Raw genomic sequence first — 21,744 nt, 5'->3', positions numbered from 1 at the left:
TAAGCAATTAAAGTTAAACAAGCTAAAAAGCGTTGACAGATTTTTCTGTCAACGCCTTTTTTATGCTTCAATATTTGTCCGCACCGAATTATATTGCTGGTAATATTTCAGGACATCTGCGGAAACTTGGGAATTGGTGACCAGTTCATCGATGTCATACAAACTGTAAAACTTGTAGAAGTCGCGGTGGATCGTCATTTCTGAAACCTGCAGGCTCTTGGCTAAATCCGCGACTGCTATGTAATATTGCTCAGTAACCATATTCATGACTTGGTCAAGCCGTTCTCTTTTTAGCACTTTGGTCAGCCATCTCTTTCTTGCTTTTCCATACTTAACTGTGTTCGCTTTAAAACACAATTTAACATCTGCCAGGGTCTTTTTAACGGATCCATAACGCTTATTTTTAGCAGAAACTCACACAAAAAAAGCCGGTACAGAGGAAACCTGTACTGTCCCCAGACTCTTTCTCAGCCTAAATTGACTAGCATGATCACTTTAAAAAAACTATCCTAATAAACCGTCCAGCTTTTCTTCACTCATCAAGTGACTTTCCAGGACCAGTTCCCGGACGCTGCGCTTTTCCTTAAGGGCCCGCTTGGCGATCTTGGCTGAGAGCTGGTAGCCCAGGTATGGGCAAAGAACAGTGGCGATGCCGACGCTGCCTTCCTTGAGCTGCTTGCAGCGGCCCTTGTTGGCGGTGATGCCCGTAATGCAGTTTTCTACCAAAGTATCGACTGCCCCAGTCAAAGCCGTAAAAGATTCGAAAAGCTGGTAGAAGACAACTGGCTCAAAAGCGTTCAGTTCCAGTTGCCCGGCTTCTGCCGCCATGGTGATGGTGGTGTCGTGGCCGCAGACCAGAAAGGCCACCTGGCTGACGACTTCCGGGATAACCGGGTTGACCTTGCCCGGCATGATGGAAGACCCGTTTTGCTTGGCCGGCAGGTTGATTTCAGCGAAACCGCAACGCGGTCCGGAAGACAAAAGACGGAGGTCGTTGGACATCTTGGACAGGCTGATGGCGCAGGCCTTAAGGGCACCAGACACTTCCACGAAGGAGTCCAGGTTTTCCGTAGCGTCAAAGAGGTCGTCGGCCTGCTTGAGTTCAAAGCCAAAGAGCTTGCTCAACTGCCCGGCGATGTGGTCTTTGTAGTATTGGGAAGCGTTGATCCCGGTCCCGATCGCCGTTGCCCCTAGGTTGATCTCGTGCATTTCCATGACGGCTTTTTCCAGCCGCTTCTTTAAGCGGCTGACCATTGAAGCGTAGCCGGCAAAGCTGTCACCTAAGGTCATCGGCACCGCGTCTTGCAGCTGGGTTCGCCCCATCTTGATCACGTCAGAGAATTCATCTGCCTTGATCCGCAGAGAAGCTTCCAACTTGTCCAGGCTGGCGACCAGCTTTTCACTGAGCAGGATGGTGGTCATCTTGCCAGCCGTTGGAATGGTGTCGTTGGTAGACTGGGCCATGTTGACCTGGTCGTTAGGGTGAACCAGGTCGTAAGTCCCCCGCTTGCCGCCTAAAAGCTCGTTTGCCCGGTTAGCAATAACCTCGTTCATGTTCATGTTAGCGCTAGTCCCGGCCCCGCCTTGGATTGGGTCGACGATGAAATCTTCCGCGAATTTGCCGGCAATCACTTCATCGCAAGCAGTTTTAATCGCGTCAGCCTGCGGCTTAGTGAGTAGACCAATTTCAAAGTTTACGCTGGCAGCTGCCTTTTTGATCAAGGCCAGGTTGCTCAGAAAAACTGGACTCATCTTTAAGTGCGTAATTTCAAAATTCCGTCTGGCCCGTTCAGCCTGGACCCCGTAGTAGGCGGCTGTCGGGACTTCAAGACTGCCAATTGAATCTGCTTCTAATCTGCTTGCTGCTTTCATCTGTTTTTGCCTCGTTTTTTTACTTCTTTTTTTGATTTCTTTCTATGGCCAATACTATAGTTGAAAATTAGACCAATGTTAAGACCATTCCCCCTTTTCTTTGCCGTCTTTTTAGAAAAGGCTTACAAAAATTAGATTATTAACTTCTTTTGAGGAGAAAATTTAACATGCAAAGCTGAAAAACTTAGACCAGTTATTGGCCAAAAGATATAAAACAGATCATGCTCCAATAAAACAGCACGAAAAAAGAGGCTGATTGCTTAGCCTCTTTACACATTATTCTTTTGTCTATTCTTCCCTAAGCCTTAAAGCTGCCCCAGTAGGCGCCGCCGTAGGCCCACTTAAGGTGGGCTGGCACTCCGATATAGTGCAGGGAGTAAGTGCCGTTAGTGTAGGAAACGTTAAAGCCGTAGTAGTCCCAGTCGCCGTCATACTTGCCGCCCTGGGTATTCATGAGGTCCCCGGCGTGCTCCCATTCCGTGTACTGGCTCAGCTGCTTGACCTTGCTCTGGTTAGCATAGCGGTAGCCAAACATCATGGTCTTCAAGCCAAAGTAGATGTCCTTCTTCATAGCCGTCATGGTCACCTGACTGCCGTCCTTAAAGCCGGCCATGTCTTCGACATAGTTGTAGTTGCCTGGCAATTTCAAGCCAACCCGGTTAGTGGCCCGGACGATCCCTGGCACATAGTGGCCAGTGGCGATGGTCTTCTTGTTTGCCACGTATTCCTTGGAAATTTCCAAGGCCAGCTTCTGGGTCCCCTTGCTGTACTTCCACTTCTTCAGGCCCAGCTTGGCCCGGGCCTGGTTGATCAAGCGGAGGGAGTAGGTTGCCAGAGTCTTGGACTGACTGGTATTCAAGTGGCCATTGGTCAATTTAACAATGGTCTTGTTGTCCTTGCTGGACTCTGACCAGGAACTTTGGTCAAAAGTATTGGCCTGCATCCCCTTAACGTTGATCTTCCGCCACTTCTTCAGCCAAGCCGCGTTCTTCTTGTTTTTCAGCCACTTCTTCTGCTGGCTCTTAGGCAAGTTGGAGTACCAGTAGGCCTTCTTCAAGTTGGCCTTAGTATAGCCCTTAGGCAGGGTAAAAACCGCCTGCCGGCTGCTGGCTGCAACTGGTCTTACCTGGCTAGCCGCGAAAGCCGTCCCGATTGCCAAAACGGCTGCCGCGCTTACGAAAAATTTCTTCATCTTTGAACCTCTGTTTCTCAATTCAAATCCTATCCCATCTCTTTTATTATACCTTGTTTAGCAGCTCTTTTCTCCACAAAAAGGCAAAGAAAAAGACGGTTCCCCGAAAGGAACCATCTTTGACCAGCAGCTGATTAGTACCAGCCATTAGCTTGCCAGAAGGCCTTAGCTGCAGTCCATGAACCATACCGGCTTTGAACGTAGCTGTTGGCAACCTTTTCCTGGTTGGCGGCAGAAGTGTCACCATTCAAGTAGCTCAAGCTCAATTGGTACTTGCCGTAGTAGTTACCGTTTGAGGCAGTGTATGAGCCGCCGCTTTCCTTGCTTGCGATCCAAGCCTTAGCTGCTTCTTCAGATGATGATGAAGAAGTTGAAGTTGAGCTGGAAGTGCTTGCGGAAGCAGTTGAAGTTGAAGCAGAAGTGCTTGAACTGGTCGTGCTTGCGCTGTAGCTGGAAGTGTTGGCTGAGCCAGTATTCGCGCTGTAGCTGTAGTTATAGTTTGAGCCGTAGCCGTAGTTATTTGCTGATGAGCTGTAGCTCGTAGTGTAGCCAGTAGTTGAACTGGTCGTGCTGGTAGCAGTGTTAGTGCTGGTAGTATTCGCGTTGTAAGTGCTGTTTGAAGCAGTTGCTGCTTCAGTGGTGTACTTGGCCATGATCCATTGGCGGTTGCCGATCTTGTACCACTTTTCACCTGAAGCGTCGCGGGCAGTCTTAACTACCTTCCATGAGCTGCCGTCCTTAACGGAACCGGTAACCGTAGCAGTGTAGTAATTTGACCAAGTTGCAATTGATTGTCCATCAATGTAGTCAACCGTTACGCTGTCACCGATGGTTGCCGCGTCTGCTTGACCGTTCGTGCCTAAGCCGATCGCTGCCACGCCAGTCAAAGCCAAGCCTGCAGCAAATACTGATTTAAGTACGTTAGATTTGATGTTCAAAAAAATTCTCCTTTTCTTGTCGCAAGCTCTCATCTGCCAAGTTACTTCTCCTTTGGCAAATTCCTTCTTGCTACTCTTATGTCATTTGACAGTCTATATGTTAACAGGGCCAAATTTCAAAACCATAGCAAAAAAGTAACGGTCCAGTTAAGAAGAGATTACAGGGAAGACATTTTTTGTAACATTTGTAATATTTCACCCGCCCTTAACTGCCTTGAAATATTTGCCTAAAAGCAAAAAAGACATCATGCACACGCATGATGTCTCGCGATGGGTCGTCAGGGGATCGAACCCTGGACACCCGGATTAAGAGTCCGGTGCTCTGCCAGCTGAGCTAACGACCCAAATGGGTTTATTTAATTGACGCCGAAGCGCGATGGGTCGTCAGGGGATCGAACCCTGGACACCCGGATTAAGAGTCCGGTGCTCTGCCAGCTGAGCTAACGACCCAAATGGGGTTATTTAATTGACGCCGAAGCGCGATGGGGCGTCAGGGGATCGAACCCTGGACACCCGGATTAAGAGTCCGGTGCTCTGCCAGCTGAGCTAACGACCCAAATTGGGTTTATTTAACTAGCGCCGAAGCGCGATGGGTCGTCAGGGGATCGAACCCTGGACACCCGGATTAAGAGTCCGGTGCTCTGCCAGCTGAGCTAACGACCCAAGTGGGCTGCGGCTGACTTTCGTCAACCGACATTTATTTATTATACAGAAATGCGACAGGAATGCAAGCCTTTTGGCAAGATTTTTGCTCAAAAACTTCCTTTTCCTGTCCAGCCCGCCCTTTTCTTCCTTATTTCTGCCAAAAAGCACCCCGCGGGGCAACTTCCAGCCGGCGGATTTCATCCTTTAAGCCCGCCTCTCTGACCGCGTCGACAAAGTCGCTGATATGCTGGGGGTCAACCAGGCTCATAATGGTCGGGCCGGCTCCTGACAGGTAGGTCGCTACCGCCCCATGCTCATGGCCGACATTGCGGATGATCTCCAGTTCCGGCACCAATTTGCTTCTGTAGCGCTCATGGAAGAGGTCAGCCTCCATTAACTCCCCGGCCTTTTCATAATCCTGGGCAAAAAGGGCCGCTACCGCCGTGTTGGCCACGGCACTGGCCTGAACCGCCTCTTTAAAGGAAAGCTGCTTGGGCAAAACGGCCCGGGCATCGCTGGTCTTTAAGTTATAGGCCGGGATGTAGGCGATCATGGCAAAAGGCGGTACCGGGGCTTTGACGGCTGTAAAGTGGCCGTTGACCTTGCAGCCGACAACCAGGCTGCCCAGAATGGTCGGGGCTACATTGTCCGGGTGCCCTTCCAGTTGGGCCGCGATTTCGATTTTTTCATGGGGAGCCAGGTTGAGTTGCCCCAATTGGTCGGCCAGTTCAATCCCGCCCACGATGGCGCTGGAACTAGAGCCCAGGCCATGAGCCAGGGGGATGTCTGATTCCACCCGCAGGTGCTGGGGGGTTAAATCCGGCTTGACGCTTAAAGCCGCCTGGACGATCATATTGTCTTTCCCGCTTGGCAGGTCCCCTAAGTTATGGTCTACCTGCCAGTGGTCGCTCTCCCCGATTACTTCAATGGTTAGGTACAAGGAAATGGCCACCCCGATGGAGTCGAAACCCGGGCCCAGGTTGGCGCTGGATGCTGGAACTTTGATTTTCACGCTATTTCACCTCAATAATTGGCAATCGCTAGTTTTTTAATCATTTTATCATGTTTTCCCTTTTAGAAAAATGATTTCCCCGTTATAATTAGCCATAAAGGAAAAAATCTTTTTTCAACCATCGTTACTAGTTTACAGATCACGCATCTGACTTTTAGGGAGGATTTATGATTTACCGCAGTACCCGCAGCCAGGGGCAGGAAGTTACCGTTGCCCAGGCAATCGTCCAAGGCCTGTCCCCAGATGGCGGCCTTTTCGTGCCTAAAGAATTTCCGGCTCCATTTTCAGCCGCTGCCTTAAAAGAAATTTTTGCCCTGCCTTACCAGGATATGGCTAAAAAGATCCTGGCCCTCTTCTTGACTGACTACAGTGCAGAGCAGCTGGCAGAGATTGTTAAAGGCGCCTACGGCCAGCAATGGGATGACGACCGGATCGCCCCGCTGACTGATAAGAAGGCCGGCAATTACTACCTTGAGCTCTTCCACGGGCCAACCCTGGCCTTTAAGGACGTGGCCTTGCAGTGCCTGCCCCGCTTGATGAAGACAGCCTTGGAAAACTCAGACGACCACAGGGGGATCGTGATTTTGACCGCGACTTCCGGGGACACCGGGACCGCCGCCATGCGGGGCTTCCAGTCCTTAGCCAAAACCCGGGTCATCGTCTTTTACCCTTACCAAGGGGTGGCCCCGATCCAGCTCAAGCAGATGCTGAGCGAAAACAGCGACAACACCGTGGCTGTAGCGGTTGAGGGCAACTTTGACCAGGCCCAGACCAGGGTCAAGCAGATTTTTAACGACTCGGACATGAACAGTTTGCTGGCTGACCACGATTTGACCTTCTCCAGCGCCAACTCCATGAATGTTGGCCGCCTCTTGCCCCAGGTCGTCTACTACTTCGCTGCCTACAAGCAGCTGCTGGACCAAGAAGCCATTGCCTTCGGCGATCCCGTCAATTTCTCCGTGCCAACTGGCAATTTCGGCGACATTCTGGCCGGCTATTATGCTCAAAAACTGGGCCTGCCAGTCGGCCGCCTGATCTGCGCTTCCAACAAGAACAATGTCTTGACCGACTTTTTCAAGACGGGCAAGTATGACAAGAAGCGGGACTTCTACGTGACCAACTCCCCATCCATGGACATCCTGGTCTCCAGCAACCTGGAGCGCCTGCTCTTTGACCTCTGCCAGGACCCGGCCACAGTCAAGTCTTTGATGGAGCAGCTGAATACAAAGGGCGAATACCAATTGCCAGAAGACATGCAAAAGAAGCTTTCCAGCTTCTGGGCCGACTACGCCACTCCAGAAGAAATCGAAGGCGAAATCAAGCGGGTTTACGAAGAGAGCGGCTATGTCATCGACCCGCACACGGCTGTTGCTTCTTTAGCTGCCAAGCGCTTTAAGGAAGAAGACGATAAACCAACTGTCGTCCTCTCTACTGCCAGCCCTTACAAGTTCCCGGAAACCGTCTACCACGCCATCAGCGGGCAAAATGTTAAAGAAAAAGGCCTGCCAGCCCTTAAGGAACTGACTGACTTAACTGGCCCCGCCCCAAAAGCCATGGAGGCCTTCTTAGGCCACAGCTCCCGGGAAATCGTCATCCCGGCTGATAACATGGCAGACGAAGTCAAGCGGCAGCTAGATCTGGACTGATTTTTGCTAAAAAAGAGAATAGATAAAGAAAAAAGCAGCTGAGGATTTACTCCTGAGCTGCTTTTGCCACGTAATTGAAAATAAAAAGAAATTCAAAATAAAAAATGGAGGATACAGGGCTCGAACCTGTGACCCTCTGCTTGTAAGGCAGATGCTCTCCCAGCTGAGCTAATCCTCCATATGACCCGTACGGGATTTGAACCCATGTTACCGCCGTGAAAGGGCGGTGTCTTAACCACTTGACCAACGGGCCATTTATTTTGCTTAGCCTTTTTGCAAGGCACGACTACTAGTATACCCGATCCAGAAGAAAAAGCAAGGGATTAGGGCAAAAAACTTATTATTTTTATTTGCAAAAAGCACTTGCACTTTTCCCTGCCTTTGCTATACTAATAGATGTGCTTGCGGGCGTGGCGGAATTGGCAGACGCGCAAGACTAAGGATCTTGTGACCGCTTTTGGTCGTGGAAGTTCAAGTCTTCTCGTCCGCACCAAGCGAAAGGAACTGGTTTACCCAGTTCCTTTTTTGTTCTTCGCCAGCTTTTTTTGCTAGAATATTCTCAGAGTGATAAGCAAAAAACAAAAAACAATTTAAGGTAAAAAAAGCATGACTGAATTAAACTGCCGCTTGGCAACGGAAGCTGACTTGGCTGCCCTCTGCCAGTTCTACCAGGACATCTGCGCCCACCAAAAAGACGACCAGTTCGGGGCCGACTGGCACTGGGGGATCTACCCAAGCGAAAAAGACATCGCGGAAGCAATTGCACAAAAGCGGGCCGTGGTTGGCATCAAGGACGGCAAGATCGCCTCAGCCGGCATCTTGACTGTGGGTAATGACCCTCTTTACAGCAAATTTACCTGGCCAACCCCAGCTGAAGATAACGAAATCGCCGTCCTCCACCTCTACGGGGTCCACCCATCCTTCCGCCGGCAGGGCCTGTCCTCTGTCCTTTTGACCTTTATCAAGGACCAGGCCAAAAAGCTCGGCTGTAAATCCATCCGCTTAGACAGCATGGATGGCAACGTTCCTGCCCGCCGCCTCTATGAAAAGAACGGCTGGCGCTTTGTCAGCCAGGAAACTGTCTACTACGACGACATCGGAGACTGCAAGGTCGACCTGCTTGAATTAGCCTTATAACAACAAAAATCCACAAGCCTGGCTTGTGGTTTTTTTCTTTACTCTTTTTTCTGTTCTTGATTCTTATTTTTTCCCGCCACTCCTTGGCCCGCTGGTCCGGGATAAACCACATCAGCATGACCAAAGCCATGAAGACCCAGGACAAAATTGGCCCGGCAAAGCCAGGCCCAATTTCTTCCGCTTTATTCAGCAGTTAGCACTATTCTTGATTCTTGTAGTCAGCTTCCATTTCCTGCGGATCTTCCGCCTCTTCTTCATCGAAGCTGTATTCCATCTTCTTGTTGCGGTCCTTCATAAAAGCATAGGCAATTTCCGCCCCGTAGACCAGGAGGCCGATCAGGCTAAAAGCCAGAATGAACAGCCAAGCGCTTTTCTTCTTCTCCATGCTTGTCACCTTAGCTTTCTTTTAACTAAAAATTGCTTCCTAATTCTATTATAAGCGCTTTTCGGGAAAAATACAGATTATCCTGGCAAAGACAGGAAAAGCACCCCCCGCAGGAGATGCTTAAACAGTCTGGTTTCTCAGCAGCTTGACCGGGAGCAGGTAGCTGTTTTGGGCCAGCTTCTTTTCCGGGTCCGCGATCCGCTCATAGAGCAGCTTGACCAAGGTCCCGGCCAGGTCTGGAACCGGCTGGACTACCGTCGCTAATTCCGGCACGTAGTTCTGGACCAGCTGGGTCCCGTCAAAGCCAACGATTTTCAAGTCCTCCGGCACCCTGATCCCCAGCTTCCTGGCTTCTTTTAAGAGCAGGATGGCCGTCAGATCGTCTGAGCAAAAGACCCCGTCGATCTTCCGCCCGCTGGTCAAGAGCTCCCGGAGTTCTCGCGCCTTAGCCGCCGGAGACTCGTAAAAGGCTGACCGGGCCGTGTGTACCGTCAATCCCGCCGCGGCCACCGTGTCCGCGTAGCCGTCAAAGCGGCGGGAGGTCGGGTTGCCGGTTTTAACCAGATTGCCGACAAAGTAGACATGCCCGCATCCCGCGTCAACCAAGGCTTGGGTAGCCAGGCAGCCGCCCTGGTAGTTGTCACTGGTCACGATCGGCACCTGGTCAGACAGGTCCCGGTCAAAGGAAACGATCGGCAGGCCATGGCGCTGGTATTCTTCAATCCCCAGGTTGTGCGAACCTGCGATGATCCCGTCGACCTGGTTGGCCTCCAGCATCCGCAGATAGCGTCGCTCTTTATTGCTGTCCTGGCCGACGTCGCAGAGCAGCATCTTGTAGCCGTCCGCTTCCAGCTTGTCTTCAATTGCCGCGACCAGTTCCGCGAAGAAGGGATTGGTGATGCTGGGCATGATCACCCCAATCATCTTGGTCTGCTTGCCCTGCAAAGACCGGGCCAGGGTGTTGGGCTGGTAGTTCAGCTCCCGCATGGCCGCGTACACCCGGTCCCTGGTCTTCTGGCTGATGTAGCCGTAGTTGTTGATCACCCGCGAGACAGTCGTCGGCGAGCAGCCAGCCTTCTCCGCTACATCAGTTAATTTTGGCCTCATCGTCATCCCCTCTTCTGCTCTCCTACATATCCTTTAACCGCCAAGTCTTGGCCTGGTAGTCAACACCGCTATCCATCTTAACAAACGTTTGTCCATTTTGAGGGAAGAATCTCCCCGTAATGACTTCTTCGCCGCCATTAACAAAAATTTCAAAGAGGGAGTGGTCCACAAAGATCCGCAGGTCCAGGTCTTCCCCGGCTGGCAATTTCACCGTCCGGCTAGTCCCGTAGTCCGGGTTCACGGCCTGGCCGCATTCACCCCGGTCAACCATTAAGCGGGCGTGCTTGCCGGTCTTGAAGCTGAGCTTGATGCAGTTCTTACCTTCACTGTCTGCCGCCAAAAGCAGCTTGCCCTTCTGCCCCTGCTTAATAGTCAGCTTCAGTTCGCTTTGCGCGCCAACATCAAAGGCCAGGTCACCTGTGAAGTCTTCTTCGACTCCTCTCAGGCTCTTCATGGCCTTGACCGGCTTTTGAAGCAAGCGGCCGTGCTTTAAAGACAAGCGCTTGACCTGGCTCAAGCAGTTAGCCCAGCCTTCCTTATCACTTGGGTAAGTCATATCCGGCAGGCCAACCCAGCTGATGGCGTAAGCATAGCCATCTGGCGCGTTGAAGGCCTGAGTAGCGTAGACGTCAAAGCCCCCGTCCAGGTTGATCGGGGCCTTCTGCTTGGTCTCGAAGTGGCCGGTTTCAAAGTCAAAGCTTTCCCCAACCCAGTACATGTTCGGGTAGACATTCTGGTAGTCGGTCACGTTCTTGTCCAAACCCTGCGGGCAGAAGATGAAGACCGGCTTGCCGTCAACAAAGACCAGGTTCGGGCATTCAACCATGTAGCCCATGTCTGGCAGGTCAACATAGCCCAGGTCCTGCCATGGACCCGTTACAGCATCTGCCTTGTAAAGGCTGATCTTGCCGGCCTTGGTCTCCTTGTCCTGGGCACCCAGAATAGCGTAGTACTTGCCATCGTGCTCTAAAATCTGCGGGTCACGGAAGTGCTCAGTCACATGCTCTGGTGAGTTGATCAGAGGCGTCTCCAGCTTAGTCACCTTTCCCTCTTCGTCCATCCAGGCCCCAACCTGGTAAGAATGGCGAACCCAGTTTTCGTCGCGGACATTGCCCGTGTACATCAGAAAAAGCTTGTCGCCAATTGCCTTGGCTGAACCGGAATAGGCCCCATGGCTGTCCAGCGGGGTGTCAGGATAAACAGCTTCGCCCAGGTTTTCCCAGTGAACCAGGTCGGAACTGGTCAAGTGCACCCAGGACTTCAAACCATGCACTGCCCCAAATGGGTAAGCCTGGTAGAAGACCTGCCAGCGGCCATTATAGTAGGAAAAGCCGTTAGGGTCGTTCAATAAACCAGAAGTTGGCCGGATGTGGTAGTGCAATTGGTAGTCTGACCGGGCTGCCTGGCTCTGCAGCTCAAGCAAAGTCTTGACATCCCATTTCTCATAAGGAAGATATCTTTTTTCTCTTGTCCATTCCATATTAAGCAACCTCCGCTTAATCACTAATCTCTTCTTTAGTAACCTTTTATCTTTATTTGCCAGATTGTTCCCAGGCAAAAAAACATCTGGATAATTAAGCTTTTATCATCTTCTATTTTAGGGTTGAAGCGCTAACATGTCAAACGGTTAACAGGCTCTTTTTGAGTTAACAGAACTTTTATAAAATATTCTCTGTAAAACGATTGACACATTTGCCAGAAACCGATATTATTGTTAAGTGAATTAAAGAAAAGCGTTTTCAGAAAATAAGGAGAGTGTTTCTCGTGGCAATGAATTACAATGCAGTTGCCAAGCGGGTGATCGCTGCCGTAGGTGAAGACAACCTGGTAGCCGCTGCCCACTGTGCGACTCGTCTGCGTTTAGTCTTAAAAGACGATACCAAGATCGACCAAGCAGCCTTGGACAAGGATCCCGACGTTAAGGGTACCTTCAAGACTGACGGCCAATACCAAGTTATCATCGGGCCTGGTGACGTTGACAACGTCTACAACGAATTGATCAAGCAAACCGGCCTGTCCGAAGTTTCTACCGACGACTTGAAGAAGATCGCCGCCAGCGGCAAGAAGGTTAACCCTGTCATGGCCTTCATCAAGCTTTTGAGTGACATCTTCGTGCCAATCATCCCAGCCCTGGTTGCGGGTGGTTTGCTGATGGCCTTGAACAACTTCTTTACCAGTCCTGGCCTGTTCGGGCCTAAGTCCCTGGTCCAAATCAACCCAGCCATCAAGGGCCTGTCTGACATGATCCAACTGATGTCAGCTGCCCCATTCATGTTCCTGCCGGTTCTGGTCGGTATTTCCGCCGCTAAGCGGTTCGGCGCCAACCAATTCCTCGGGGCTGCAATGGGCTTGATCATGACCACCCCGCAGCTGGCTGGTGCAACTCACTACTGGAACATCTTCGGCTTGCACGTAGCGCAAACCAACTACCAATACCAAGTTATTGCAGTCCTGGCAGCTATCTGGATCTTAGCCTTCTTGGAAAAGAAGCTGCACAAGGCCCTGCCAAGCGCGGTTGACTTTACTTTCACCCCGCTTCTGTCAATCATGATCACTGGCTTCCTGACTTTCGCCATCGTCGGGCCAGTGATGCAGACCGTTTCTAACTGGATCACCAACGGCTTCGTATGGCTGTACGACACTGCTGGCTTCATCGGCATGGGTCTGTTCGGTCTTTGCTACTCAGCCATCGTTATGACTGGTTTGCACCAAAGCTTCCCGGCCATCGAAACCCAATTGCTGGCTGCCTTCGCTGCCGGCAAGGGTGCGGGCGACTTTATCTTCGTTGTTGCTTCCATGGCCAACGTTGCTCAAGGTGCCGCAACCTTCGCTATCTGGTTCTTGACTAAGAACGAAAAGATGAAGGGTCTGTCTTCATCAGCCGGTGTTTCTGCCCTCCTGGGGATCACCGAACCAGCTCTCTTCGGGGTTAACTTGAAGTACCGCTTCCCATTCTTCTGCGCCCTGATCGGGTCCGGTGTTGCTTCAGCCCTTGCAGGTCTCCTGCACGTTGAAGCCGCATCCCTTGGTTCTGCCGGTTTCCTGGGCTTCCTGTCCATCTACCCGAAGACCATCCCAATGTACGTTGTCTGTGAACTTGTTTCCTTCGCTATTGCCTTCGCCTTGACTTTCTTCTGGGGCAAGGGCCACTTGAAGGAAGAAGTTGCCAGCGTTGAAGGCGAAACTGGCTTCAGCGCTTCAACTGAAGTTGAAGATGAACAACAAGTTGAAGCTGCCAAGACTGCTGGTTTGGAAGACGAAGTAGTTCTGGCACCTGTAGACGGCATTTCTGAAGACCTATCAGCCGTAAATGACGAAGTCTTCTCCCAAAAACTCATGGGTAACGGGGCAGCCATCATTCCTAGTGACGGCAATGTCTACGCTCCAGTTACCGGTACTGTTTCCGTTGCTTACAAGACTGGCCACGCTTACGGGCTTAAGTCTGACGACGGTGCCGAAGTCCTGATCCACATCGGTCTGGACACGGTCAACTTGAACGGCCAGCACTTCAAGTCCCTGGTCACTCAAGGCCAGCACATTGAAAAGGGCGACAAGATCGGCGAAGTCGACCTGGATGCCGTCAAGGCTGCCGGCTACGATACCACTGTCATGGTTGTCATCACCAACACCCCTTCATACAATGAAGTGGCCCGGGTTGAAGCAACTGACGTCAAGCACGGCGACAACTTGATTGCTTTAACTGCTTACTAATCAAAACTACTACCATGAAGCAGCCCTGCCCGGGCTGCTTTTCCTTTACTAATTTTCATTTGACAATATATTCATGTTTTTTTCAATTAGATTTAAAAATCTGCTTGCATCTTGGCAGGTACACGACTAAGATTTAAATTAAGACGAATTTTAGAGAACTGTTTAGCACGGGGAGGAATTTAAGCATGACTTTACGAGTTGGTATTTTGACGAGCGGCGGCGACTGCCAGGCGCTCAACGCGACCATGCGGGGATTGGCCAAGACCCTTTACAACTGTGTCGATGACGTGGAAATCATCGGTTTCAAGCGGGGCTACTACGGCTTGATGCATGAAGACTACGTCAAGATGAAGCCGCGGGACTTCTCCGGCATCATCAACGAAGGCGGGACGATTCTGGGCACTTCCCGCCAGCCATTCAAGGAAATGCGGGTCATCGTTGACGGCTTTGACAAGGTAGCTGCCATGAAGAAGACCTACAAGAAGCTCAACCTGGACGCTTTGGCTGTTTTGGGCGGCAACGGGTCACTTAAGTCAGCCAACATGCTGGCCCAAGAAGGCTTGAACGTGATCGGCCTGCCAAAGACCATCGACAACGACACTTGGGGAACTGACTACACCTTCGGTTTCCAAAGCGCCGTTGATATTGCCACCAGATACCTGGATGAAATCCACACTACTGCTCGAAGCCACTCCCGGGTCTTCGTCGTCGAAGTCATGGGCCACAAGGTTGGCCACATCACCCTGGCCGCTGGCCTGGCTGCCGGCAGCGACATTATCCTTTTGCCGGAAATTCCTTACGACATCAATGTCGTGGCCAAGAAGGTCAAGAAAAGACAAAAGTCTGGCAAGGGCTTCACGGTCATTGCCGCCGCTGAAGGGGCAATTTCCAAGGAAGACGCCACCCTGTCCAAGAAGAAGTACAAGGCTAAGGTTGCCGCTAGAAACGGGGCCAGCGTGGTTAACGAAATCGCTGCCCAATTGCAGGAAGTTTTGCCAGACGCTGAAATCAGAACGGCGGTCATCGGCCACGCTCAACGGGGCGGCCGGCCAGATGCCTACGACCGGCAAATCTCAACCCGCTTCGGGATTGAAGGCGCCCGCCTGATCATGAACCGGTCCTTCGGCCGCCTGGTTGTCTTGAAGCACAGTGAAGTCGACTCTATCGCCCTGGAAGACACGGCCGGCAAGCTCAAGTACGTTGACCCGAACGGCAAGGCCGTAAGCAACGCCCGCCTCATGGGCGTCACCTTCGGGGACAAGTAAGAGCCTATAATTCTTAACAGCACACAAGCACAAAAAAGAAGCATCGCGTTCGCGGTGCTTCTTTCTTTGTTGTTTTAAAATTACTTCAGCAATTCGCTGATAGCGTCTTGGTAGCTTTCAGCGGCCTTTTCAGCAGTTGCGATGTCAGCCTTGTTAACGCCGACATAAGCCTTGATTACTGGTTCAGTACCAGATGGCCGCAGGGCTACCCAAGTTTCGTCATCCAGGAAGTACTTCAAGACGTTTGACTTCGGGAAGCCAGTCAATGGAGTTTCTTCGCCGTTTTCGACAGTAACTTGTTCTTGGTAGTCTTCGATCTTCAAGACCTTGGCCCCGTTGATTTCACTGAGGTGTTCTTCTCTCAGCTTGCTCATCAATTCAGCCATCTTCTTTTGCCCGCCGATCCCTGGCATTTCGATAGCCCGGGTGATTTCGTAGGCAACGCCGTACTTCTTCCAGATTTCTTGCAGGCCGTCAAAGACAGTCATGCCCTTGGAAGCGTAGTAGCTGGCAACTTCGGCGAACATCAAGGCCCCTTGCATGGCGTCCTTGTCGCGGGCGAAGGCTTGGAAGAGGTAGCCGTAGCTTTCTTCAAACCCCATAAGGAACTTGCCGTCCCCTTCCCTGTTCATCCGGTCGACTTCTTCACCGATGTACTTGAAGCCAGTCAGAACTGACTTGGTCTTGATGCCGAAGTCCTTGGCAATCTTGAATGGCAAGGCACTGGATACGATTGAAGTAACGATTTCGTAGTCCGGAGTCAGCTTGCCTGAGTCCTTCAAATTTTGCAGGAGGTAGTAAGACATCAAAGTAGCGATTTGGTTCCCAGTCAAAACTTGGAAGTCGCCCTTGTCAGTTCTTACGCAGGCTCCCATCCGGTCAGCGTCCGGGTCGGTAGCCACGATCATGTCAGCGCCGATTTCGTTGGCCAGTTCCACGCCTGGGTTGAAGACGTCACGGAATTCCGGGTTAGGCTTCTTGCAAGTCGGGAATTCTGGGTCCACAATCGCCTGGCTTGGCACTGGAACAACGTTGCTGAAGCCGCCCCGTCTGAAGGCGCGGTCGTAAAGCATCTTACCCGTCCCGTGCAGCGGAGTGTAAACAATCTTCAGCTTGTCGGCGTTTTCCTTGATCATGTCCTTGTTGACGTTGACCGTTTCCAGCTTGGCCAGGTAGGCTTCGTCGACATCTTCGCCGATCAGCTGCAAAGTGCCTTCAGCGCGCAGCTTCTTGACTGGAGCTGCCTTAACGCTGAAGATATCTTCAACCTTTTGCGCGTAGACAAAGAGGCGGTCAGCGTTTTCCGGCCCCATTTGGGCACCGTCTTCGCCGTAAGCCTTGTAGCCGTTGTACTGCTTGGCGTTGTGGGAAGCAGTGATGTTGATCCCGGCAAAGGTGTGCAGGTAGCGGACAGCGAAGGACAGTTCCGGCGTTGGACGTAGGTCGTCAAAGAGGTAGACGTGAATGCCGTGAGCCCCCAAAACGCGGGCAGCATGAGTAGCCAGTTCGCGTGAGTTGTAGCGAGAGTCAAAGGAAATTACCACGCCCCGCTTCTTGGCTTCTTCGCCGTTTTCGTCGATCAAGCGGGCCAAACCTTCAGTTACCCGGCCGACCGTGAAGACGTTGATCCGGTTGGTCCCTGGTTCCAGGAGCCCCCGCATCCCGGCAGTCCCAAAGTTGATGTCCTGGCCAAAGGCGTCTTCGATCCACTTTTCGTCGCCGCCTAATTCAGCCATTTGTTCAGCCAGGTCTTCCGGCAGGGCAGCTTGTTTCCATTGTTCAAAAATTTCTTTTGCGTCCATATTAGATATATTCCTTTTTATTCCTTTTTATTCTTTTTCATTCCTGTCTAGCTTAAATGTCTTCAACAGATAAGCCTTCTGAGCTACGCTTTCTTGATCCAGTATATCACTTACCAGCTCTCCAATCTTCTCTGGCAGGCAATATGTTTGAAATTTTCCCGCGTCCAGGATCATATCCTGGTCGGTCTTGTTGTAGCAGTAAATGACCAGTTCCCTTTGGTTGTAGCGGACCAGGGCGTTGATGCCATAAGCAATCTTGACATAACCAACTTTCCCGTCGACTAGTGCCCGGTTTTCCCGCCGCTAGTGGGCCAGTTCCTTGACTTCTTTTTCCAAAAAGTCGCTTTCCTTGCCCCATGGGAAGTAGCGGCGGTTGTCCGGGTCCTTGTCCCCTTCTAGGCCTGCTTCATCCCCATAATAGATGCAGGGAACGCCGGGAACAGAAAACAAGAGGCCAAAGGCAAGAGCGACCAGCTGCACGTCTCCCCCCAAGACGGTCTTGATTCTGGCCGTATCGTGGGTGCCGATATTGTTCAGGCAGTTTTCCAGAAAGGCCTTAGGGTAGTTCTCAACCAGCTTTTCCAGGTCATTCATGGCGGCCACTTCTTCCGTTTCGTTATTGGCCTGCAAGAGCGAAACGATAAAGTTGCGGACCGGATAGTTCATGGTTCCGGTTAAGTTGTCCCCGGCCATATAAGTCCGGAATTCACTGTTGACGAACTTGTGGGAGGCGTCTTCCCATACTTCCCCGATCAGGACATGGCAGTCTTCATTCTGCAGGCGCTCGCGGATTTCCCGCAAGAACGGCATTGGGAGTTCGTCTGCCACGTCCAAGCGCCAGCCGTCGACATGCATCCGGGTCCACTTGGCTAAAACGCCGTCGGGCCCGCAGATGAAGTTCTGGTAGTCAGCATTATTCTTGTTGACTTCAGGAAGCGTGGTTACCCCCCACCAGGACTGGTACTTGGTCGGATAGTTGATGAAGTTGAACCAGGAGTAGTAAGAGCCCGTCTTGTCCGTGACCGCGCTCAAGAAGTACTTGCTGTCGGCTCCGACATGGTTGAAGACCCCGTCTAAGATCAAGGCAATCCTGTTTTTGTGCAGGTCCTTGATCAGGTTCTTGAAGTCCTCCTCGGTCCCCAGCATGGGATCGATCTTCATGAAGTCCTGGGTGTCATAGCGGTGGTTGCTGGAAGCCTGGAAGATCGGGTTCAAGTAGATGGCCGTCACTCCCAAATCCTTTAAATAGGGAATCTTTTGCCGGATACCTTCGAGGTTGCCGCCAAAAAAGTCCCAGCGGGCTATATCGCCATGCCCATCCTTAATATAGTAAGGACTGTCTTCCTTGGTCGCGTAGATGAAACTGTCCTTCTTGCGGCCCTGGATCTCCCCATGCGGGTTGCCGTTGTTGAAGCGGTCCGGGAAGATCTGGTAGACCACCCCCTGGGTGTACCAGGGAGCCTGCGGGACCGCCCGGTCATAGCAAGTCAGCTGGAAGGTCCGGATATCCCGGCCGTCCTGGGTGATCTCCCCGTCGCCAAAACCGTCCTGGCTTCTTTCCAGGAAGTAAAACTGGTCGTTTTGCTTGATGTTGAAGTAGTAATAGTAGAGCCCGGAGCTGCTAATCTTGACGCTGGTCTCATACATCTTGCTTTCATCGTTGAAAGTCATGGGGTAAGCCACCGGCGACTCATTGTTTTTAGTCAGCCAGAGGGTAATCTCCTGGATCTCTTCATCGACTTCAACCGCCCACTTGACGCTGGTATTGGCCTGCGTGGCGCCAAAGGGCTGCTTGTATTTAGTGTCCCAAGAATTAAATATAGCTCTCATCAGTCACTCTTACGCTTTTCCAGCGTCCACTTCCACCTTGTCCAGGTGCCAGATTTCACTGGCGTAGCGTTCAATGGTCTTGTCAGCGTCAAAGCGTTCAGAGTGAGCGATGTTGACCAGGATCATCTGGGCCCATTGCCGTTTGTTTGCCCAAACCTTTTCAACCAGCTTCTGGGCCTTCAAGTAGGCTTCAAAGTCGGCCAGAACCAGGAATTCTTCATTGTCCTTCAGGAAGTCGTCGTACAAGGCCCGGCCTTCGCTGACGCAGCCAGGAATCGTCCCGTCAATCAAGGCGTCAACCGTCTTCTTCATGACTGGGTCGCTTTCATAGAGGTCACGTGGGTGGTAGGAGTGGTCTTCATTTTGGCAAAGCGGCCGGTGAGTTTGACGGCGTAGAAAATATTCCCCATCCCCTGCCCTTTCAGATAGGCTTCAAGTTCCGGCAAAGAGAAGCCGCTTACCTTTTGGCCAGGACTTTTTGGGTCAAAGTGGACTCAGGCAAAGGGCGTTTTGACGTCACCGAATAAGGCTTCGATGGTCCCGTCAAAGAGGCCAGCGACCAGCATGACTAGGGTGCCGTGCTGGAAAAGTTTTAGATCCTTACGCATTTTTCCCTCCTATAAATTAGTAATCAAGTTCACCGGCATGGTGAATCTGCTGGCGGTGCCTCAAGTTAAAGCCGAGGGCATCCAGGGCGTGGCTATTCTGCTGGTAGGTCAAGGCGAAGAGGTTGATTAGGCCGTCGTCAGTGTTCAGCTCGTAGACGAAGGTAGATTCGTTCTCGGGGATAAAGAGGGACTGGCGGCTTTCCAGGGTGTCGTCTTCTGAGAAAGCGTAGTCATCGATCACCCCTTGCAGAAGCAGGCTGCTTTCCTCTTTTTTACAGCCAGCAGGGATGGCCTGGTAGACCGCGTCTTGGTTGCGGCGGTTATAGATTACATCGACGTCAAAGTTTTCCCGGAGGTCAGCACTAGTGATAAAGAGGCGGTGCAGCTGCCGGGCCTGCTGGTAGAAGGAGCGCCAGAAGGCAGCTTTTTCCTCCCCGCATAAGCCAGCAAGTTTTTCAGAGATGCTATAGTCCAGGATTTCACTGGGGTCAATCTCCAGATCTTCCAGGTAGTCGTTGTCGTATTCATTGTTGTAGTCGGTCATTTTTATCACCCTGCCCTTTCTTAAATTACATAGTTATGCTTTAAAGGCTTTTTGTCAATCCTAAATGTGTAAAGTCCGCGAAAAAACAGGAAAAAGGCGAAAAAAAGACATGATCCTTTGTTAAAAGAATCATGTCTTAAAAAGCGGTTAGCTTTTTAAAGAAAGAGGCTAGTTCTTGCGCTTCTTGTCGATTGCGAGACCAAGCAGGGCGGTCAGGGCTATTACGCCGAGGCCGAGGACTGACAGAGCACGGAACTTGTCATTTGCTTCACCGGTCTGAGACAATTTAGCTTAAGCATCTACTGCCTTGCTAATTGCCCGGGTCACAAGCTTTGAATTTATACTGCTTGTGCATCCCTGCCGCAACCTTGGTGACTGTTTCCTCATAAGCCCCGCCTTTAGCAGATTCTGCCAGGTGGTCAGCCAAGTATTAGTTGAGTAGTAGCAGTCATCAACCAGCAACAAGGGCAAAAATCAGAACATCACTAAATGCCAGGGTAAAATCATTTCGTGCCAAATTTTGGCGTGAAAGAAGTCCGCTGCGTTCTTGTAGCGGACTTCTTTGATACTCTGAGTGCCAATTATTGGAATCGAACCAACGACCTTCTCTTTACGAGGGAGATGCTCTACCAACTGAGCTAAATTGGCAATTTATCAACTCTTTCATTATAGCAAACAATCTGCTTTTGTCAAAAAAGTTTTCGCCAATTTTCGCAAAAAATCTGTCTCCCTCAGACCGCTTTCTCAGCCCTTATTTCTCAATAATGGTAATCTCGCCGATCCGCATGACTCCTTCGTAAACCTGGACGCTGCTGCCATCATAAAGGTTCTTGTAGATCCCCTCTGGCAGCTGGGTCGGAATCGCCTGCTTCTTGCCGGTCGTATTAAACAAGCCGATCAACTGCTCTTCTTCTTCGCCTTCACCCAGGCTGTGGACAGCTTCCAAGACACCCTTTCTGACCTCTTTAGCCTCATAGCTGCCCTCAGCCATGATTGGCAGCTGCTTGATTTCATGCATCTTCTTTAAGAGGTCCGTCAAATCAATATCGCCGTTCCAGTCAACCGGGTCCTTGTCAAACAGGGTCACGTGGTGGGCATCCCCCTTTTCTTCCCCATTGTAGACCAGCATGGCCCCCTTCATGAAGTAGATGAAGGCCGTCATTGCCCGCAAGGCCGCCGGAGCATCGATCATCCCGTGCGCCCGGACCACGTCATGGTTTTCCAAAAAGTGCGCCTTGACATAGTTTTCCGGGTAGACCCCTTCTTGCCGGTTCAGGCCAGCCAGGTAGTCAGTCAGATCCTTTTGCCCCAGCAGCGCTGCCCGCAAATCTGGGTAGATGTCATAATCATAGGTCATGTCAAAAGCCTGGTAGAGCTCAGAATCTGACCCGCCGACTGCCCCCTTGCTTCTCAAGAAGCGGATAAAGTCCGGGGCCCCGGACTCAGCCAGCCAAATAGCCCCTGGCCGCACCTTGGCAACGGCTTCTCGAGCTTTTTGCCAAAATGCTACTGGCACCATCGGGGCAACGTCGCAGCGGAAGCCGTCGACGTACTTGGCCCACATGCAGAGGGTCTCGATTTGGTAGTCCCAAAGCTCTTGGTGACTGTAGTCTAAGTCGATGACGTCACTCCAGTCGCCTACCTTGTTGCCAAAGCTGCCGTCTTTCTTGTGGTAGAACCATTCCGGATGTTCCTTAGCCAGGACTGAGTCTGGTGAAGTGTGGTTGTAGACGCAGTCGATGATGATCTTCATCCCCTTGGCGTGAATGTCGTCACACAGGCGCTTGAAATCTTCCATGGTCCCGTATTCCGGGTTGATCGCCCGGTAGTCGGAAATCGCGTAGGGTGAACCCAGGCTCCCCTTCCGGTTCTCCTTGCCTGACGGCTGGATCGGCAAAAGCCAGATGATGTCCGTCCCCAAGTCCTTGATCCGGTCCAGGTCGCGTCTAACCCCTTCAAAGTTTCCTTCTTTTGAATAGTTTCTGACAAAAATGCTGTAAATCATTTGCTTGCGCAAGTCAATCTTGGTATCGCTAGCCATTTTTTCCTC

At 51.4% G+C, this 21,744-nt stretch carries 15 protein-coding genes, 8 tRNA genes and 2 pseudogenes; 5 read left to right on the top strand and 20 right to left on the bottom strand.

Annotated features, from left to right (window positions below; all coding sequences use genetic code 11):
* Positions 1–60: 60 nt before the first annotated feature.
* From DS743_RS09010 to thrB, 9 genes are all read right to left on the bottom strand, one after another.
* Positions 61–297: a DeoR family transcriptional regulator gene (locus tag DS743_RS09010; protein ID WP_231520476.1), complete on the bottom strand. Its 237-nt coding sequence runs from the start codon at positions 295–297 to the stop codon at positions 61–63.
* Positions 298–504: 207 nt separating this feature from the next.
* Positions 505–1,872 carry an aspartate ammonia-lyase gene (locus tag DS743_RS09005; RefSeq protein WP_035185644.1) on the bottom strand — a complete coding sequence of 456 codons (1,368 nt, stop codon included), beginning with the start codon at positions 1,870–1,872 and terminating at the stop codon, positions 505–507.
* A 298-nt stretch (positions 1,873–2,170) separates the two neighbouring features.
* Positions 2,171–3,064 (bottom strand): SEC10/PgrA surface exclusion domain-containing protein, encoded by an 894-nt coding sequence (locus tag DS743_RS09000; RefSeq protein WP_035185646.1) that lies wholly within the window; start codon positions 3,062–3,064, stop codon positions 2,171–2,173.
* Between the two features lie 134 nt (positions 3,065–3,198).
* Positions 3,199–4,002 carry an aggregation-promoting factor gene (gene apf / locus DS743_RS08995; RefSeq protein WP_035185648.1) on the bottom strand — a complete coding sequence of 268 codons (804 nt, stop codon included), beginning with the start codon at positions 4,000–4,002 and terminating at the stop codon, positions 3,199–3,201.
* A 271-nt stretch (positions 4,003–4,273) separates the two neighbouring features.
* Positions 4,274–4,346: transfer RNA gene (locus DS743_RS08990), tRNA-Lys, on the bottom strand.
* A 33-nt stretch (positions 4,347–4,379) separates the two neighbouring features.
* A tRNA-Lys gene (locus tag DS743_RS08985) sits at positions 4,380–4,452 on the bottom strand.
* 33 nt (positions 4,453–4,485) lie between these two features.
* A tRNA-Lys gene (locus tag DS743_RS08980) sits at positions 4,486–4,558 on the bottom strand.
* Positions 4,559–4,592: 34 nt separating this feature from the next.
* A tRNA-Lys gene (locus DS743_RS08975) sits at positions 4,593–4,665 on the bottom strand.
* 130 nt (positions 4,666–4,795) lie between these two features.
* Positions 4,796–5,659: a homoserine kinase gene (gene thrB, locus DS743_RS08970; protein ID WP_035185649.1), complete on the bottom strand. Its 864-nt coding sequence runs from the start codon at positions 5,657–5,659 to the stop codon at positions 4,796–4,798.
* A gap of 167 nt (positions 5,660–5,826) precedes the next feature.
* Between thrB and thrC the strand changes: the two genes are divergently transcribed.
* Positions 5,827–7,305, top strand: a complete 1,479-nt coding sequence (gene thrC / locus DS743_RS08965; RefSeq protein ID WP_035185652.1) for a threonine synthase — start codon at positions 5,827–5,829, stop codon at positions 7,303–7,305.
* Positions 7,306–7,410: 105 nt separating this feature from the next.
* On the opposite strand, the gene DS743_RS08960 is transcribed toward thrC, so the two are convergent.
* Both DS743_RS08960 and DS743_RS08955 read right to left on the bottom strand, forming a co-directional pair.
* A tRNA-Val gene (locus DS743_RS08960) sits at positions 7,411–7,483 on the bottom strand.
* A gap of 3 nt (positions 7,484–7,486) precedes the next feature.
* A tRNA-Glu gene (locus DS743_RS08955) sits at positions 7,487–7,558 on the bottom strand.
* A gap of 151 nt (positions 7,559–7,709) precedes the next feature.
* On the opposite strand from DS743_RS08955, the gene DS743_RS08950 reads away from it, so the two are divergent.
* Both DS743_RS08950 and DS743_RS08945 read left to right on the top strand, forming a co-directional pair.
* A tRNA-Leu gene (locus DS743_RS08950) sits at positions 7,710–7,798 on the top strand.
* Between the two features lie 113 nt (positions 7,799–7,911).
* Complete coding sequence (locus DS743_RS08945) at positions 7,912–8,442, top strand: GNAT family N-acetyltransferase (RefSeq protein ID WP_035185655.1); 531 nt, start codon at positions 7,912–7,914, stop codon at positions 8,440–8,442.
* Positions 8,443–8,641: 199 nt separating this feature from the next.
* Here the strand turns inward: DS743_RS08945 and DS743_RS08940 are convergent, their stop codons facing one another.
* The 3 genes from DS743_RS08940 to DS743_RS08930 form a co-directional block, all read right to left on the bottom strand.
* Positions 8,642–8,827: a hypothetical protein gene (locus DS743_RS08940; protein ID WP_035185657.1), complete on the bottom strand. Its 186-nt coding sequence runs from the start codon at positions 8,825–8,827 to the stop codon at positions 8,642–8,644.
* Positions 8,828–8,947: 120 nt separating this feature from the next.
* Entirely contained in the window at positions 8,948–9,934 is a 987-nt protein-coding gene (locus DS743_RS08935; RefSeq protein ID WP_035185658.1) for a LacI family DNA-binding transcriptional regulator, read from the bottom strand.
* A 22-nt stretch (positions 9,935–9,956) separates the two neighbouring features.
* Positions 9,957–11,414: a sucrose-6-phosphate hydrolase gene (locus tag DS743_RS08930; protein WP_035185659.1), complete on the bottom strand. Its 1,458-nt coding sequence runs from the start codon at positions 11,412–11,414 to the stop codon at positions 9,957–9,959.
* Between the two features lie 290 nt (positions 11,415–11,704).
* Here DS743_RS08930 and DS743_RS08925 point away from each other — a divergent pair, with 290 nt between their 5' ends.
* Both DS743_RS08925 and DS743_RS08920 read left to right on the top strand, forming a co-directional pair.
* The gene (locus DS743_RS08925) at positions 11,705–13,645 is read left to right on the top strand and encodes a sucrose-specific PTS transporter subunit IIBC (RefSeq protein WP_072544307.1); all 1,941 of its coding nucleotides are present in this window, start codon (positions 11,705–11,707) and stop codon (positions 13,643–13,645) included.
* Positions 13,646–13,830: 185 nt separating this feature from the next.
* A complete protein-coding gene (locus DS743_RS08920; protein ID WP_035185663.1) occupies positions 13,831–14,910 on the top strand; it encodes a 6-phosphofructokinase in 1,080 nt (359 codons plus the stop codon).
* Positions 14,911–14,990: 80 nt separating this feature from the next.
* On the opposite strand, the gene DS743_RS08915 is transcribed toward DS743_RS08920, so the two are convergent.
* The 6 genes and pseudogenes from DS743_RS08915 to DS743_RS08890 all read right to left on the bottom strand — a co-directional run bounded on the left by DS743_RS08915 (position 14,991) and on the right by DS743_RS08890 (position 21,735).
* On the bottom strand, positions 14,991–16,712 hold the full coding sequence (locus DS743_RS08915; protein WP_035185665.1) for a phospho-sugar mutase: 1,722 nt from the start codon (positions 16,710–16,712) through the stop codon (positions 14,991–14,993).
* Between the two features lie 27 nt (positions 16,713–16,739).
* Positions 16,740–18,542: pseudogene (locus DS743_RS08910) on the bottom strand (glycoside hydrolase family 13 protein).
* A gap of 9 nt (positions 18,543–18,551) precedes the next feature.
* Positions 18,552–18,908 (bottom strand): annotated as a pseudogene (locus tag DS743_RS08905) (glycogen/starch/alpha-glucan phosphorylase); the annotation flags it as partial.
* A 258-nt stretch (positions 18,909–19,166) separates the two neighbouring features.
* Entirely contained in the window at positions 19,167–19,694 is a 528-nt protein-coding gene (locus DS743_RS08900; RefSeq protein ID WP_003615919.1) for a hypothetical protein, read from the bottom strand.
* Positions 19,695–20,269: 575 nt separating this feature from the next.
* Positions 20,270–20,342 (bottom strand) — tRNA-Thr (locus DS743_RS08895).
* Positions 20,343–20,445: 103 nt separating this feature from the next.
* Positions 20,446–21,735 carry an alpha-amylase family glycosyl hydrolase gene (locus tag DS743_RS08890; protein WP_035185668.1) on the bottom strand — a complete coding sequence of 430 codons (1,290 nt, stop codon included), beginning with the start codon at positions 21,733–21,735 and terminating at the stop codon, positions 20,446–20,448.
* Positions 21,736–21,744: the final 9 nt, after the last annotated feature.

Origin of the sequence: Lactobacillus leichmannii (genome assembly GCF_024701915.1) — a bacterium.
GTDB classification, from domain to species: Bacteria; Bacillota; Bacilli; order Lactobacillales; family Lactobacillaceae; genus Lactobacillus; species Lactobacillus delbrueckii.
This window is presented reverse-complemented; position numbering and strand designations above follow the sequence as displayed.